Annotated in this window: 12 protein-coding genes, 2 tRNA genes and 1 rRNA gene; 6 read left to right on the top strand and 9 right to left on the bottom strand. The window is 61.3% G+C overall.

The genetic code is table 11. The features are described from left to right. The 3 genes from trpE to rpe form a co-directional block, all read right to left on the bottom strand. The gene (trpE, locus tag B0G81_RS23345) at positions 1–1,494 is read right to left on the bottom strand and encodes an anthranilate synthase component I (protein WP_134138465.1); all 1,494 of its coding nucleotides are present in this window, start codon (positions 1,492–1,494) and stop codon (positions 1–3) included. Between the two features lie 370 nt (positions 1,495–1,864). Then, positions 1,865–2,581 carry a phosphoglycolate phosphatase gene (locus B0G81_RS23340; RefSeq protein ID WP_116118355.1) on the bottom strand — a complete coding sequence of 239 codons (717 nt, stop codon included), beginning with the start codon at positions 2,579–2,581 and terminating at the stop codon, positions 1,865–1,867. A 26-nt stretch (positions 2,582–2,607) separates the two neighbouring features. Then, positions 2,608–3,291: a ribulose-phosphate 3-epimerase gene (gene rpe, locus B0G81_RS23335; protein WP_116118354.1), complete on the bottom strand. Its 684-nt coding sequence runs from the start codon at positions 3,289–3,291 to the stop codon at positions 2,608–2,610. Between the two features lie 279 nt (positions 3,292–3,570). Between rpe and apaG the strand changes: the two genes are divergently transcribed. Further along, entirely contained in the window at positions 3,571–3,945 is a 375-nt protein-coding gene (gene apaG / locus B0G81_RS23330; protein WP_012434444.1) for a Co2+/Mg2+ efflux protein ApaG, read from the top strand. 56 nt (positions 3,946–4,001) lie between these two features. Here the strand turns inward: apaG and B0G81_RS43780 are convergent, their stop codons facing one another. Beyond that, positions 4,002–4,163 carry a hypothetical protein gene (locus tag B0G81_RS43780; RefSeq protein WP_166679051.1) on the bottom strand — a complete coding sequence of 54 codons (162 nt, stop codon included), beginning with the start codon at positions 4,161–4,163 and terminating at the stop codon, positions 4,002–4,004. A 28-nt stretch (positions 4,164–4,191) separates the two neighbouring features. Here B0G81_RS43780 and B0G81_RS23320 point away from each other — a divergent pair, with 28 nt between their 5' ends. Then, positions 4,192–5,316, top strand: coding sequence for an MltA domain-containing protein (locus B0G81_RS23320; protein ID WP_106284260.1), 1,125 nt, complete (start codon positions 4,192–4,194; stop codon positions 5,314–5,316). Positions 5,317–5,514: 198 nt separating this feature from the next. Here B0G81_RS23320 and paaK read toward each other — a convergent pair whose 3' ends face one another. The 5 genes from paaK to paaN form a co-directional block, all read right to left on the bottom strand. Next, on the bottom strand, positions 5,515–6,819 hold the full coding sequence (paaK, locus tag B0G81_RS23315) for a phenylacetate--CoA ligase PaaK (protein ID WP_134138464.1): 1,305 nt from the start codon (positions 6,817–6,819) through the stop codon (positions 5,515–5,517). A 157-nt stretch (positions 6,820–6,976) separates the two neighbouring features. Next, a complete protein-coding gene (gene paaI, locus B0G81_RS23310; protein ID WP_116118351.1) occupies positions 6,977–7,438 on the bottom strand; it encodes a hydroxyphenylacetyl-CoA thioesterase PaaI in 462 nt (153 codons plus the stop codon). Between the two features lie 2 nt (positions 7,439–7,440). Continuing rightward, positions 7,441–8,232, bottom strand: a complete 792-nt coding sequence (paaG, locus tag B0G81_RS23305) for a 2-(1,2-epoxy-1,2-dihydrophenyl)acetyl-CoA isomerase PaaG (protein WP_134138463.1) — start codon at positions 8,230–8,232, stop codon at positions 7,441–7,443. Between the two features lie 50 nt (positions 8,233–8,282). Continuing rightward, entirely contained in the window at positions 8,283–9,485 is a 1,203-nt protein-coding gene (gene pcaF / locus B0G81_RS23300) for a 3-oxoadipyl-CoA thiolase (protein ID WP_134138462.1), read from the bottom strand. Between the two features lie 126 nt (positions 9,486–9,611). After that, positions 9,612–11,312, bottom strand: coding sequence for a phenylacetic acid degradation protein PaaN (paaN, locus tag B0G81_RS23295; RefSeq protein ID WP_134138461.1), 1,701 nt, complete (start codon positions 11,310–11,312; stop codon positions 9,612–9,614). 136 nt (positions 11,313–11,448) lie between these two features. Here paaN and B0G81_RS23290 point away from each other — a divergent pair, with 136 nt between their 5' ends. The 4 genes from B0G81_RS23290 (at position 11,449) to B0G81_RS23275 (ending at position 14,564) form a co-directional block, all read left to right on the top strand. Beyond that, complete coding sequence (locus B0G81_RS23290; RefSeq protein WP_134138460.1) at positions 11,449–12,225, top strand: enoyl-CoA hydratase; 777 nt, start codon at positions 11,449–11,451, stop codon at positions 12,223–12,225. A 490-nt stretch (positions 12,226–12,715) separates the two neighbouring features. Beyond that, positions 12,716–14,246: ribosomal RNA gene (locus tag B0G81_RS23285) — 16S ribosomal RNA — on the top strand. An 80-nt stretch (positions 14,247–14,326) separates the two neighbouring features. Beyond that, positions 14,327–14,403, top strand: a tRNA-Ile gene (locus B0G81_RS23280). 85 nt (positions 14,404–14,488) lie between these two features. Next, positions 14,489–14,564: transfer RNA gene (locus tag B0G81_RS23275), tRNA-Ala, on the top strand. Positions 14,565–14,755 lie beyond the last annotated feature (191 nt).

The following is a 14,755-nucleotide window of genomic DNA, read 5'->3' as shown; positions in this document are numbered from 1 at the left end:
TCAGAAGTCGCTATCGAGGCCGTCTTGCACTTGTTCCGCGGCGCGCAGCACGGCGCGCGCCTTGTTCTCGGTCTCTTGCCATTCGGATTCCGGCACCGAATCCGCGACTACACCCGCTGCCGCCTGCACATACAGATTGCCGTTCGCGATCACGCCGGTGCGGATCGTGATGGCCAGATCCATTTCACCCGTGAACGACAGATAGCCGACCGCACCGCCATACAGGCCGCGCTTCACCGGCTCCAGTTCGTCGATCAGCTCCATCGCGCGGACTTTCGGCGCGCCTGACAGCGTGCCGGCCGGGAAGGTGGCGCGCAGCACGTCGAAATTCGTCGTGCCGGGTTTCAGCTTGCCTTCGACCGAACTCACGATGTGCTGCACGTGCGAGTACTTTTCGATCACCATCTTGTCGGTGACGACCACTGAGCCGATCTGCGCGATGCGGCCCACGTCGTTACGCGCGAGGTCGATCAACATGACGTGTTCGGCGATTTCCTTCGGGTCGTTCAGCAGCTCGGTGGCGAGTTCCGCGTCGCGTTCCGGCGTATTGCCGCGCGGCCGCGTGCCGGCGAGCGGCCGGATCGTGACGATGCGATCCTCGCCACGTTTTTCCTGGCGCATCAGGATTTCCGGCGATGCACCGACCACGTGGAAGTCGCCGAAGTTGTAGAAATACATATACGGCGACGGATTCAGCGAGCGCAGCGCACGATACAGCGAAAGCGGATTGTCGCGGTACGGCTTGATCAGGCGCTGGCCGACCTGTACCTGCATCAGTTCGCCGGCGGCGATATATTCCTTCGCCTTGCGCACGGCCGTCAGGTAATCGTCTTTGGCGAACTCGCGGTAGGTCTCGGTGCGTACGCTCGCCGATGTGACCGGCGGTTGCACGGTCGTGCGCAAACGCTGGCGCAGTTCGCGCAGACGTTGCTTCGCTTTTGTGTAGGCCTCGGGCTGCGTCGGGTCGGCGTAGACCACGAGGTAGAGCTTGCCCGCGAGGTTGTCGATCACCGCGACTTCTTCAGTCAGAAGCAACTGGATGTCAGGCAGATTCAGATCGTCTTTCGGCGCTGTGTGCGCAAGCTTCTTCTCGATGTAGCGCACCGCGTCGTAGCCGAAATAACCGGCCAGACCACCCGCGAAGCGCGGCAGGCCGGGGCGCTGCGCCACTTTGAAGCGGCCCTGGAATTGCTGGATGAATTCGAGCGGGTCGCCCTCATGCGTCTCGACGACCTTGCCGTCGCGCACCACTTCGGACACGCCGTTGCGGGTGCGCAGCAGCGTGCGCGCCGGCAGGCCGATGAACGAATAGCGGCCGAACCGTTCGCCGCCCACCACCGATTCCAGCAGGAACGAGTTGGCGCCGTTGCGCTCGCTCTGCGCGAGTTTCAGGTACAGCGAGAGCGGCGTTTCGAGGTCGGCTAGCGCTTCGGCGATCAGCGGAATGCGGTTGAAACCCTCATTGGCGAGGGACTGGAATTCGAGTTCGGTCATGTTCCGATCCTGTACGGTGGTCCGGCGGCGGCGTGCGTCGGACAAAGCGGGTCATTGCGCGGCCGGTCGGGCGTTCGTTCGACGTGTCGACACGATGATACCGACCGGCGCGAGTTTCCCATCGACGCGTGCAAGGGGATTTCAGCGCACAACTGTACTTTGCGGGTACACGCAGGCCGAATCAACCGATGCAGCGAAACAAGATGATGGAAAAAACGCGTGAGCGCAGCGAAGTAAAAAACGGTTGCCGAAGACGAACTTCAGCGTACCTCAGGCGAGGTTAGCGCGACCAGCGACGCCAGGGCCAGGCTCCCCGGTCGATGCTAATCAGACTCCGTTTTTTATTCAGAAACATGAGGATGAAGGACTTTTAAGTCGTGGAATGGTGTGCTGCGATCGCCTTGGCGGCGTCGAGCAGCGAGCCAACTATACCATCGGATTTTATTGTTTGTATAGCTTGGCCATGGTTGTAGCCGTAGGGCACCGTGAGCGTCGCCATGCCGGCCGCACGGCCCGCCAGCGCGTCGTTTTCCGAATCGCCGATGGCAACCGTGGCCCGCGGTTCGACGCCCAACTGCGCGGCCGCGGTGAGCATGGGCAGCGGATCCGGCTTCTTTTTCGCCAGGCTGTCGCCGCCGAGCACGACGCCGAAATACTGGGCGAGCCCGTACTGCTGCAGCAATTCCACCGCGAACCGATGCGGCTTGTTGGTCACGCAGGCGAGCTTGAGGCCGGCGTCGCGCATGGCGATCAATCCGGCTTCGACATCGGGATAGAGCCGCGTGTGCGTGCCGTTGATCTTCGCGTACTCCTCCTGATAGATCGCGAGCGCTTCGTCGAAGCGGTCTTGCGCGTGCTCCGTTTCGAAGCGCGGCGCCAGCACGCTGCGGATCAGATGCTCCGAACCCTTGCCGACATAACCGACCACTTCCTCGCGCGACGTTTCTTCCGCGTCGAGTTGCGCGAGCATGCCGTTCAGGCCGGCGGTGAAATCGTCAGCGGTATCGATCATCGTGCCGTCGAGGTCGATGATCGCCGCTTGCAGGCGTGGGCCGGTGAAAGTCGGGGCGGGGAACGGAGTGGTCATGTTTCGTGCCGGTTATGCGTCGGTGCTCAGTGCTGGATGTTGGCGAGTGCCGCGCGCATCTTCTCGATCACGACCTTGTGGTCGGGCTGGCCGAAGATCGCCGAACCGGCCACGAAGGTGTCCGCGCCGGCCGCCGCGATTTCGGCAATGTTGTCGACCTTCACGCCGCCGTCCACTTCCAGATGAATCTCGCGCCCGGTGCGCTCCTTGTAGGCATTGATCCGCCGGCGTGCTTCGCGCAGCTTGTTGAGCGCCTCCGGAATGAACGACTGGCCGCCGAAACCCGGATTCACCGACATGATCAGCACGAGATCGACCTTGTCCATCACGTGATCCAGATAATTCAACGACGTGGCCGGATTAAAGACCAGGCCGGCCTTGCAGCCGTGGTCGCGGATCAGCGACAGTGTGCGGTCGATATGGTCCGAGCCTTCCGGGTGAAAGCTGATCAGATTCGCACCGGCCTTCGCGAAGTCCGGCACGATGCGGTCGACCGGGCGCACCATCAGATGTACGTCGATCGGCACGTCCACATGCGGACGGATCGCCTCGCAGACGAGCGGGCCGATGGTCAGGTTCGGCACGTAATGGTTGTCCATCACGTCGAAGTGAATCCAGTCGGCGCCGGCGGCGACAACGTTGCGGACTTCTTCGCCGAGGCGGGCGAAGTCGGCAGACAGAATGCTTGGAGCGATGCGGAATTGCGTCATGGCGGGGGCGGAGGCAAGCGGGAAAGCGCCATTTTACCGTTTTGCGCGCGGGCGTTCCGGTTCGTGGACGCTTTCGGGCGTGAACCTTCGTTCAAGCTGCGAATGTGACAAAACGTCCTAATGTCCCTTGGCCAAAGGGATTTGTCCGGTTGCGGGCGTGCCGCGCATCAAGCAGAATGCCAAAACCATCAGCGCCGCCTCGCCAGTGCGCCCGCAAACCATTGGCGTTCGGGCTTTCCCGCGATTTTTCACACCCCGTTTCAGCAGACCGGAATCAGGATGAGCCAGTACGAATTCAGCGTCTCGGCGCAGGTGCAGTATCTGCCCGAAGAGTCGGACCCGGAGCGCCGCCAGTATGCATTCGCCTACACGCTGACTATCCGTAACACCGGCCAGGTGCCCGCCCAATTGATCGCGCGTCATTGGGTGATAACCGACAGCGACAAGAGCGTCCAGGAGGTGAAGGGCTTGGGTGTGGTCGGACACCAGCCGTTGCTCAAACCGGGCGAGCATTTCGAATACACGAGTTGGGCGGTGATCGCCACGCCGGTCGGCACCATGCGCGGAGAGTACTTCTGCGTGGCCGAGGACGGTGAGCGTTTCGACGCGCCGGTGCCGGAGTTCATCCTGCGCATGCCGCGTACGTTGCATTGAACCGAGGGCGCGGCCCGCGGTCTTTAAGAAGCTCATGCGCGGTGCAACGCGTAGCTTTACTGCGATTTTTGCTGCTTTTGCTGTTTACTCGCGTTGGCGCGCGCCGCTTTCTTCTTGCCGGACGACGTCCACACAACGATAAAGACGAGCAGGAAGAGCGCGAGGAGCGATTCCAGCGCGAAGATGAGCATCGGGTATTCGTCGAACAGATCAGACATGGCGGTTTCCATCAAGAACGAACATTGTATGCGTTTTGTCCGCACGGCCGGAGCATGGCTCGGCGCGCTTTCGGTTGCGGTGATGCTGGCGTCCTGCGGTGGCGGCGGCGCGGTCCGGCCCTCGGTTTCGCCGCCCACGGGGGCGGCGATCATACCCGGACAGATTGCCGCGGCGCGGCTGACCGCCGTTGCCTGGCAGCAGGTGCCCGGTTGGCAGGACGACTCGTTGATCGGTGCGACGGCCGCGTTGCGGCAAAACTGCGTGAGGCTCGCGCGTCAACCGAACTGGGCCCGCGCCTGTGCCGCGGCCTCGCAAATCGACGACCTCGACGTCACCAGTGCGCGGGCTTTTTTTGAAGCCTATTTCACGCCTTTCCAGTTAGCGAATACCGACGGCACGCTCGACGGCTTGGTTACCGGTTACTACGAGCCCTTGTTGCGTGGTTCGCGCACACGCCACGGCGTGTATCAGACCGCGCTGTACCGCTGGCCTTCCGGTTATCGCGCGGGCGCACCGCTGCCGGCGCGTGCGCAACTCGAGCGCGCGGGTGTGCTCAACGGTAACGAACTTGTATGGGTCGACGATCCGATCGAAGCGTTCTTCCTGCAGGTGCAGGGCTCCGGACGCATCGTGATGGAAGACGGCAGCGTGATGCGGCTCGGCTTTGGCGGGACTAACAACCAGCCGTACAAGTCCATCGGACGCTGGCTGCTGGACCGCGGCGAACTCACGCCCGCGCAGGCGACCATGCAGGGCATCAAGGCGTGGGCGCGCGCGAACCCGACGCGCGTCGATGCGTTGCTCGATACGAATCCGCGCTTCGTGTTCTTCCGCGAGATGCCGTCCGGCGAGAGCGTGCCGAGCGGTGGCGCGGATGGTCCGATCGGCGCACTGGGTGTGCCGCTGACGCCGGAGAGGTCGATCGCGGTTGATCCGACTTCGATTCCGCTCGGTACGCCCGTGTTCTTGCAGACAACGCGTCCGTTGACGAATTCGCCGATGAACCGCCTCGTGTTCGCGCAAGACACGGGTTCCGCGATCAAGGGCGGCGTGCGGGCCGATTACTTCTGGGGCCTCGGCGACGACGCCGGCGATCTGGCCGGGAAGATGAAGCAGGGCGGCCGCATGTGGTTGTTGCTGCCGAATTCTTGAGGGTTTCGGCGGTGGACGTTAGGTTTAACGCCGCCGCTGTTTCCGGTCGATGTGATCGGTAAGCGGCGCGGCGAGGCCGCGCTGCTTATTTGATTTGCCGCACTTTGTTTTGGGTGTGGCCGTTCAATTCGATCGTGCGCGCAGGCGGATGCGACGCATGCAACGTGCTGCATCATGCGTCGATCAAAGTGGCTTTCGTTACAGCCCTGACTTGCGCTTGTCCACCACGCGCCGCGCCTTGCCTACCGAACGCTCGATTCCATTCACAGCCAGCACATTCACCACCGCGCTCACTCCGATCAGCGCCTTGATGTCATAGGCCAGCGCCTGGCTGGCCGTGCTCAGCGCTGCTGTGTCAGGCGCCGATTCCGGGCAAGGTTCGACGTTCAACGTCAACACGTCGAGCGGGCCTTCTTTGGTCAGCACGATCTGGTAGTGCGGCGCGAGCGCGCGCTGCTTGAGCAGCAGTTCTTCGATCTGCGTCGGGAACACGTTCACGCCGCGCACGATCATCATGTCGTCCGAGCGGCCGGTGATCTTTTCCATGCGTCGCATGGTGCGCGCGCTGCCCGGCAGGAGGCGCGTGAGGTCGCGCGTGCGGTAACGCACGATCGGCAGCGCCTCTTTGGTCAGCGACGTGAACACCAGTTCGCCGAGTTCGCCGTCCGGCAGCACCTCGCCGGTTTCGGGGTCGATGATCTCGGGATAGAAGTGGTCTTCCCAGATGGTCGGGCCGTCTTTCGTTTCTACGCACTCCGACGCCACGCCCGGACCCATCACTTCGGACAGACCGTAGATGTCGACAGCGTCGATGCCCATGCGCTTTTCGATCGCCCGACGCATGTCGTTGGTCCACGGTTCCGCGCCGAAGATGCCGAGGCGCAACGAACAATTGGCCGGGTCGATGCCCTGACGCTCGAGTTCGTCTGCAATAGAGAGCATGTAGCTCGGCGTGACCATGATGATGTCCGGCCGGAAATCCTGAATCAGTTGCACCTGCTTTTCAGTCTGGCCACCACCGAACGGGATCACGGTGAGCCCCGCGCGCTCGGCGCCGTAGTGCGCGCCGAGGCCGCCCGTGAAGAGGCCGTAGCCGTAGCTGATATGAACCTTGTCGCCGCGTCTTGCGCCGGCGGCGCGGACCGAACGCGCGACGAGATTCGCCCACGTGTCGATATCGCGCGCGGTGTAACCTACCACGGTCGGCTTACCTGTCGTACCCGACGACGCGTGGATCCGTGAAATCTGTTCCTGCGGCACGGCGAACATCCCGAACGGGTAGCTGTCGCGCAGATCCTTCTTGGTGGTGAAGGGGAAACGCGCCAGGTCCGCGAGGGTTTTCACTTCACTCGGGTGAACGCCGGCTTCATCGAATTTGTGCCGATAAACCGGCGAGTTTTCATAAGCGTGGTTCAACGACCATTTAAGCCGTTCGAGTTGAAGCGCGGCAAGTTCGTCGCGGCTGGCGGTCTCGATCGGATCGAGCGGAAGGGCGGTGGTCATTGAATGTCTCCTTGCTGCCTCAATGCTTGAGTCTGATGTACGTGCGCTCGTGCGCAAAAACCGGGCGCTGGGTGCTTTTTAGCGGTTTAACGGTTTGGTGGTGAAGTGCGGCCACCAAACCGCGAATCTCTCTTGAGCTGCCGCGGGGCGGCGGTTATCAATCGCCTGCGGGAATCAGATTGCCTTTGATTTGTGCGGATTTGCCGCGGAACATCGCCACGGTTTCTTCGGCGCGGTTCGTCACGCGAATGTCGTAGATGCCGGTTCGGCCGCTCAAGGTTTGCTCGACGGCTTCCGCCGTCAACACGTCGCCGCCTTTCACAGGCCGCAGAAACTCGATCGAGCAGCCGGCTGCAACCGTGTTGATGTTGTACGTGTTGCAGGCGAACGCGAACGTCGAATCCGCGAGCGTGAAAATCAGGCCGCCATGGCAAATCTGATGACCGTTCAGAAAGTCGTCGCGTACGGCCATGCGCAGGCGCGCGTATCCGGGGCGCACCTCGACGATTTCGAGGCCGAGCGCGCGGCTGCACGCGTCGTTCTCGTACATCGCGGCAGCAGTGGCGCGGGCGAGTTCGCCGGGCGTCATCTGATCGGGATGATTGGCTTGCGTGGACATGTTCAACGGCCCTCAAAGCGCGGTGCGCGCTTTTCAACGAAGGCATGCACGCCTTCCGCGTAATCGTGGGAAGCTCCCAGTTCGCGTTGCAGATCGCGTTCCAGATCGAGTTGCTGGTCGAGCGTTTGCGTCGCGCCCGCACGCATGGCCTGCTTGATAGCGGCGATGGCGCGCGTGGGTTGCTGCGCGAGTTGAGACGCGAGTTTCCCGACGGTGGCGGCGAGCTCCGAGTCGTCGACTGCTTGCCAGATCAAGCCCCAGCCTTCAGCTTTTTCCGCGCTGAGTTTGTCGCCGGTGATGGCCAGTCCCAACGCGCGAGCCATGCCGACACGCTGCGGCAGGAACCATGTGCCGCCCGAGTCCGGCACAAGGCCGATTTTCACGAACGCCTGAATGAAGCTGGCCGAGCGAGCCGCGAGCACGAGGTCGCACGCGAGCGCGAGATTGGCGCCTGCGCCGGCGGCCGTGCCGTTCACCGCGGCGATGATGGGCAGCGGCAATGCTTGCAGGCGGCGGATCAACGGATTGAAATGTTGCTCGATCAGTTCACCCAGATCGGTCATGGCGCCTGGAGTGAAATCGAGGTCGGCGAGGTCCTGGCCGGCGCAAAAGCCGCGGCCCGCTCCGGTGAGCACGAGCGCGCGCGCGCCTGAAGTTTCGACCTCGTCGAGCGCGGCGCTCAGTTCCTGATGCATCGCGCGCGTGAAGCTGTTGAGCTTGTCCGGGCGGTTCAGCGTGATGGTTGCGACATGGCTCGATGAGTCGATGTCCAGGCGAATCGCTTCATATGACATTGGGTGTCTCCTCAAAGTCTCTTCGGCCGATGGGCGCTGCGGCGCTGATATCAGAGCCGCTCGATGACCAGTGCAATGCCCTGGCCCACGCCAATGCACATCGTGCAAAGCGCAAAGCGGCCGTTGGTCCGCTCCAGCTGGTACAGCGCGGTTGTGATCAGACGCGCGCCCGAAGCGCCCAACGGATGGCCGAGTGCGATGGCTCCGCCGTTCGGGTTGACGCGCGGGTCGTCGTCGCGCAGACCGAGCGTACGCAGAACAGCGAGACCTTGCGAGGCGAAGGCTTCGTTCAACTCGATCACATCGAGTTGTTCGAGCGTCATGCCGAGCTGCTTCAACAGTTTTTGCGTGGCCGGCGCCGGGCCGATACCCATGATGCGCGGCTCGACGCCCGCCGTTGCCATGCCCACCACGCGGGCGCGGCGGCGCAGTCCGTATTGGTCGGCGGCCTGCTGGTTAGCCAGCAACAACGCGCACGCGCCGTCGTTCACGCCGGACGCATTACCGGCCGTCACGCTGCCGTCCGGGCGAACCACGCCCTTGAGCTTGCCCAAACTTTCGAGCGAGGTTTCGCGCGGGTGCTCATCGAGCAGTACGCGTATGGGGTCGCCCTTCTTTTGCGCGATTTCGACGCCGACAATTTCCTGAGCTAACGTGCCGGCCCTCTGGGCATACGCGGCCTTTTGCTGGCTCGCCAAGGCAAACGCGTCCTGATCCGCGCGGCTCACGCTGAATTCGATTGCAACGTTTTCCGCGGTCTCAGGCATCGAATCGACGCCGTACTGACGTTTCATCAACGGATTGATGAAGCGCCAGCCGATGGTCGTGTCGTAAATGTCAGCCTGGCGCGCGAACGCGCTAGTCGCTTTACCCATGACGAACGGGGCACGCGTCATGCTTTCGACGCCGCCGGCGATCATCAGGCGCGCTTCGCCCGCCTTGATAGCGCGCGCAGCCGTGCCGACTGCGTCCATACCCGAGCCGCACAGGCGATTGATGGTTGCGCCGGGCGCCTCGGTGGGCAAGCCGGCTAGCAACGCCGACATGCGGGCGACGTTGCGATTGTCTTCGCCGGCCTGGTTCGCGCAGCCATAAATGACATCGTCCACAGCGCGCCAGTCGACGCCGGGATTGCGTTCGATCAACGCCTTGATCGGCACCGCGCCGAGGTCGTCGGCGCGGACATCCTTGAGTGCGCCGCCGTAGCGGCCAATTGGAGTGCGAATCGCATCGCAGATGAAGGCGTCGTTCATAGGGATTCCTGCTGGAACGGATCGGCGTGAGGTGCCGATCCAATGCCTCATGTTAGTTGGGGTGCACTGCCCGGTCCATTCGGCCAAACGGCATAGGACGAAAGCCGTGCTTTTGTCTTATGCCATTCAGCCAGCTACCGCCGGCGCCGCTTTGGGTTCAACATGAACGCGGCTTTGAACTACGCGGAAGCGATTCGCGACAAAGGCGGCGTCAGCCAGCGCGGCATTGGCCGCCGGGTTTGCGCCCGTGCCGTGGAAGTCCGAGAACGCTGCCGACTGATTGACGAACACGCCGCCGGTCAGATTGATCGACAAGGCCACGCCGCCGCGGATCGATGCTTCGTGCGCATCTTCGAGCACCGCTTCGTCCGTGCTGTAAACCGACAGCGTCAGCGCGCCGTGTTCCGCGGCGATTGCGCCGGCGAGATCGAGCGACTGCGCAGTGGAGTCCGTCGCGATCACGAACGAGATCGGGCCGAACCATTCTTTGGTGAACTGCGCCTGGTCGGTGGCGGCATCCAGTTGGAGCACGAGCGGTGTGCGCACGCGGGCGCCGGCGAAAGCGGGATGTTCGAGCGACAGGCTCTCGACGAGAGCGCGGCCGAGCTTTGCGGCTTCGTCGATGCGTTGAATCACGCCTTCGTTCTGAATCGCGCCGAGCAGTTCGACAGCGCGGGCCGGGTCGGCGACGAGTTTTTGCACCGCGCCGGCAATGGCTTGGGCAATTTCGTCAAAACCGAGCGTGCCTTCCGAAGTGCGGATGCCGCCGCGCGGCACGTAGATGTTTTGCGGCGCGGTGCACATCTGGCCCGAGTACAGCGCGAGCGAGAAGGCGATGTTGCGGGCCGCGGCCTTGATGTCGTCGGCCGAGTCGATCACGATCTGGTTCACGCCGGCTTTTTCGGTGTAGACCTGGGCCTGGTGCGCATTGCGCTCGAGCCACGTGCCGTTTTGCGTGCTGCCCGTGAAGTCGATGAGTTTGATTTCCGGGCGCAGTGCCAGGTCCTGGACGAGTGCGCCGTCGTTCGGCTCGGTGGCCAGCAAGGTGACGACGTTCGGATCGAAACCCGCTTCGCGCAAGACGTCACGCGCGATTCGCACGGTCAGCGCCAGCGGCAGAATTGCGCCCGGATGCGGCTTGACGATGACCGTGTTGCCGGTGGCCAGATCGGCGAAGAGGCCCGGGTAGCCGTTCCACGTCGGGAAGGTGCAGCAGCCGAGCACGAGGCCGGTGCCGCGCGGAACGACGGTGTAACGCTTGTGCATGGCGAGTGGCGGATTCTTCCCTTGCGGCTTTTCCCAATGGGCGTCGCCGGGAATGCGGCGCAACTGGTCCCACGCATACACGACGGCTTCCAGCGCGCGGTCTTGTGCGTGCGGGCCGCCCGCTTGGAAGGCCATCATGAATGCCTGGCCGGTCGTGTGCATCACGCTGTAGCCAATTTCGAAGCTGGCGCGATTCACGCGGGCAAGGATTTCGAGGCACACCCCGATCCATGCCTGCGGGCCTGCTGCGCGCCACTCGCGTTGGGCAGCGGCGGCAGCCGCGATCAGTGCGGCGGGGTCGGCCTTCGGGTAGCGCACGCCGAGCGGGAATCCGAACGGTGAGACTTCGGCGCCGACGGTTTCACCCGTCGAGGGTTGGTCCAGTTGGAACGTCGCGTTGAGATGCGCTTTGAATGCGGCTTCGCCGTCCGCATTAGCTGTTTCCCCGTACACTTTCGGACTGGGCATTTCGACGAACGGGCTCCAGTAGCCGCGCGTTTCAACCGCGGTGAGTGCCTTTTGCAGCGTGTCTTCGTGCTTGGTGAATAGCGGATGTGTCATGGCAGAGGGCTTGGCTGTACGTTGGGAAAAGCCTGTCGAATAATTGACCGACCGGTTGGTTGGCGAATGGTAGCATTATTAACATGACCGCGCGAAGCGTTTTCGCGCGCAATTTTTCTAACCTTAGGAGGCGGCAATGGCTTACGAGAACATTCTGGTTGAGACGCGGGGACGGGTCGGCTTGGTCACGTTGAATCGCCCGAAGGCGTTGAACGCTTTGAATGACGTATTGATGGACGAACTGGGGGCAGCGTTGCGCGAGTTCGATGACGACGACGCGATTGGCGCGATCGTGGTGACGGGCAGCGAAAAGGCGTTCGCGGCTGGTGCCGACATCGGCATGATGTCCACCTATACCTATATGGATGTCTATAAGGGTGACTACATCACCCGCAACTGGGAGACCGTTCGCTCCATTCGTAAGCCGATTATTGCGGCGGTGGCGGGCTTTGCGCTCGGTGGCGGCTGCGAACTGGCGATGATGTGCGACATCATTTTTGCCGCCGACACGGCAAAGTTCGGTCAGCCGGAAATCAAGCTCGGCATCATGCCTGGCGCCGGCGGTACGCAGCGCCTGCCGCGTGCCGTCTCCAAAGCGAAGGCGATGGACCTCTGCCTGACCGCGCGATTCATGGATGCCGCCGAAGCTGAGCGGGCCGGATTGGTTTCGCGTGTGATTCCGGCTGCGTCGTTGGTTGATGAGGCAGTGGCTGCGGCTGCGACGATCGCTGAATTCCCGTTGCCGGCCGTGATGATGGTGAAAGAATCGGTCAACCGCGCTTATGAAACGACACTTGCAGAAGGCGTGCATTTCGAGCGCCGCCTGTTCCATTCCCTCTTCGCCACCGAAGATCAGAAGGAAGGCATGGCCGCGTTTGTCGAGAAGCGCAAACCGGTTTTCAAGCATCGTTAATACGCTTGTCAAAATAACGCTTGCAAGGCGGGTTGGGGCTCGCTAGAATCTCGCTCTTTCGTGCTTCGGACAACGGGGCACGGGGGGCGGGAGAGCCAGCAGTGGCAAGGCTTTCAGCGAGGCGGGCAGGTTCAGGAAGTTAGAAAAACCTGTTGACGGCGTAGCGGAAGTTCTTCATAATCTCGTTTCTCTGCTGCTGATGCAGCGACGCAGAACGAAGCGGTGCCGGGTGGTTGTGATGTTGACGACCTGTGGTGCGGGTTCGGTGGTGAATGCGTAATCGATCTTTAAAAATTAACAGCCGATAAGTGTGGGCGCTTGATGCGCGACGCGCCGGCGGGTCCTTCGGGATCTGCCGGATGAAGCGAAAGTATCAAGTCTCACACAGTAATGAAAGGAAGGTTTTTCCATTGAAAGATGGAAGGATCATTCGTCAGTACGTTGAGTGAGCGACCGGTTGGTAAAACAACCGAAAAACAGTAACAGGTTTGAACTGAAGAGTTTGATCCTGGCTCAGATTGAACGCTGGCGGCATGCCTTACACATGCAAGTCGAACGGCAGCACGGGAGCAATCCTGGTGGCGAGTGGCGAACGGGTGAGTAATACATCGGAACGTGTCCTGTAGTGGGGGATAGCCCGGCGAAAGCCGGATTAATACCGCATACGATCTGCGGATGAAAGCGGGGGATCTTAGGACCTCGCGCTACAGGGGCGGCCGATGGCAGATTAGCTAGTTGGTGGGGTAAAGGCCTACCAAGGCGACGATCTGTAGCTGGTCTGAGAGGACGACCAGCCACACTGGGACTGAGACACGGCCCAGACTCCTACGGGAGGCAGCAGTGGGGAATTTTGGACAATGGGCGCAAGCCTGATCCAGCAATGCCGCGTGTGTGAAGAAGGCCTTCGGGTTGTAAAGCACTTTTGTCCGGAAAGAAAACCTCTTGGTTAATACCTGAGGGGGATGACGGTACCGGAAGAATAAGCACCGGCTAACTACGTGCCAGCAGCCGCGGTAATACGTAGGGTGCAAGCGTTAATCGGAATTACTGGGCGTAAAGCGTGCGCAGGCGGTCCGCTAAGACAGATGTGAAATCCCCGGGCTTAACCTGGGAACTGCATTTGTGACTGGCGGGCTAGAGTATGGCAGAGGGGGGTAGAATTCCACGTGTAGCAGTGAAATGCGTAGAGATGTGGAGGAATACCGATGGCGAAGGCAGCCCCCTGGGCCAATACTGACGCTCATGCACGAAAGCGTGGGGAGCAAACAGGATTAGATACCCTGGTAGTCCACGCCCTAAACGATGTCAACTAGTTGTCGGGTCTTCATTGACTTGGTAACGTAGCTAACGCGTGAAGTTGACCGCCTGGGGAGTACGGTCGCAAGATTAAAACTCAAAGGAATTGACGGGGACCCGCACAAGCGGTGGATGATGTGGATTAATTCGATGCAACGCGAAAAACCTTACCTACCCTTGACATGTATGGAATCCTGCTGAGAGGTGGGAGTGCCCGAAAGGGAGCCATAACACAGGTGCTGCATGGCTGTCGTCAGCTCGTGTCGTGAGATGTTGGGTTAAGTCCCGCAACGAGCGCAACCCTTGTCCCTAGTTGCTACGCAAGAGCACTCTAGGGAGACTGCCGGTGACAAACCGGAGGAAGGTGGGGATGACGTCAAGTCCTCATGGCCCTTATGGGTAGGGCTTCACACGTCATACAATGGTCGGAACAGAGGGTCGCCAACCCGCGAGGGGGAGCCAATCCCAGAAAACCGATCGTAGTCCGGATCGCACTCTGCAACTCGAGTGCGTGAAGCTGGAATCGCTAGTAATCGCGGATCAGCATGCCGCGGTGAATACGTTCCCGGGTCTTGTACACACCGCCCGTCACACCATGGGAGTGGGTTTTACCAGAAGTGGCTAGTCTAACCGCAAGGAGGACGGTCACCACGGTAGGATTCATGACTGGGGTGAAGTCGTAACAAGGTAGCCGTATCGGAAGGTGCGGCTGGATCACCTCCTTTCTCGAGCGAACGTGTCAGTTGCGTAAAAGCAATGCGTTGAGCGCTCACGCTTATCGGCTGTGAAATCTGGACAGACTCAGGGGTCTGTAGCTCAGTCGGTTAGAGCACCGTCTTGATAAGGCGGGGGTCGATGGTTCGAATCCATCCAGACCCACCAAAGTCTTGTCTGGTGTGCTGATCGCCGAGTTTGGCGACTAAGACCCCTGGGTATCAATGCAGGTAGAGATTATCTGTGCATGACTGGGGGATTAGCTCAGCTGGGAGAGCACCTGCTTTGCAAGCAGGGGGTCGTCGGTTCGATCCCGTCATCCTCCACCAATCCTCAATGCGTAGCGTTCTGCGGGTAGTAAAAGCAGAGCACTGTGCATTGGCGATTGAGCCAGTCAGTAAGGATACGCGGTTATAGCAACTGCGATATCGGCTGTCGTTCTTTAACAATCAGGAAGAAGTAGTAAAGAGATTCACGAAAGATCACTTAGAGATGGGTGGTTGAGTAGGTGAATCAGGGT

Origin of the sequence: Paraburkholderia sp. BL6665CI2N2 (assembly GCF_004366535.1) — a bacterium.
In the GTDB taxonomy this organism is placed as follows: Bacteria; Pseudomonadota; Gammaproteobacteria; order Burkholderiales; family Burkholderiaceae; genus Paraburkholderia.
Note: the sequence above shows the minus strand (reverse complement) of the source record. Positions and strands in the feature narration are given on the sequence as shown.

Coding starts and splice junctions, on each gene's coding strand:
- B0G81_RS43780 (WP_166679051.1), bottom strand. CDS start 4,163: ATGTCTGATCTGTTCGACGAATACCCGATGCTCATCTTCGCGCTGGAA.
- pcaF (WP_134138462.1), bottom strand. CDS start 9,485: ATGAACGACGCCTTCATCTGCGATGCGATTCGCACTCCAATTGGCCGC.
- paaI (WP_116118351.1), bottom strand. CDS start 7,438: ATGTCCACGCAAGCCAATCATCCCGATCAGATGACGCCCGGCGAACTC.
- B0G81_RS23340 (WP_116118355.1), bottom strand. CDS start 2,581: ATGACCACTCCGTTCCCCGCCCCGACTTTCACCGGCCCACGCCTGCAA.
- B0G81_RS23320 (WP_106284260.1), top strand. CDS start 4,192: ATGCGTTTTGTCCGCACGGCCGGAGCATGGCTCGGCGCGCTTTCGGTT.
- trpE (WP_134138465.1), bottom strand. CDS start 1,494: ATGACCGAACTCGAATTCCAGTCCCTCGCCAATGAGGGTTTCAACCGC.
- paaG (WP_134138463.1), bottom strand. CDS start 8,232: ATGTCATATGAAGCGATTCGCCTGGACATCGACTCATCGAGCCATGTC.
- paaK (WP_134138464.1), bottom strand. CDS start 6,819: ATGACCACCGCCCTTCCGCTCGATCCGATCGAGACCGCCAGCCGCGAC.
- B0G81_RS23290 (WP_134138460.1), top strand. CDS start 11,449: ATGGCTTACGAGAACATTCTGGTTGAGACGCGGGGACGGGTCGGCTTG.
- apaG (WP_012434444.1), top strand. CDS start 3,571: ATGAGCCAGTACGAATTCAGCGTCTCGGCGCAGGTGCAGTATCTGCCC.
- rpe (WP_116118354.1), bottom strand. CDS start 3,291: ATGACGCAATTCCGCATCGCTCCAAGCATTCTGTCTGCCGACTTCGCC.
- paaN (WP_134138461.1), bottom strand. CDS start 11,312: ATGACACATCCGCTATTCACCAAGCACGAAGACACGCTGCAAAAGGCA.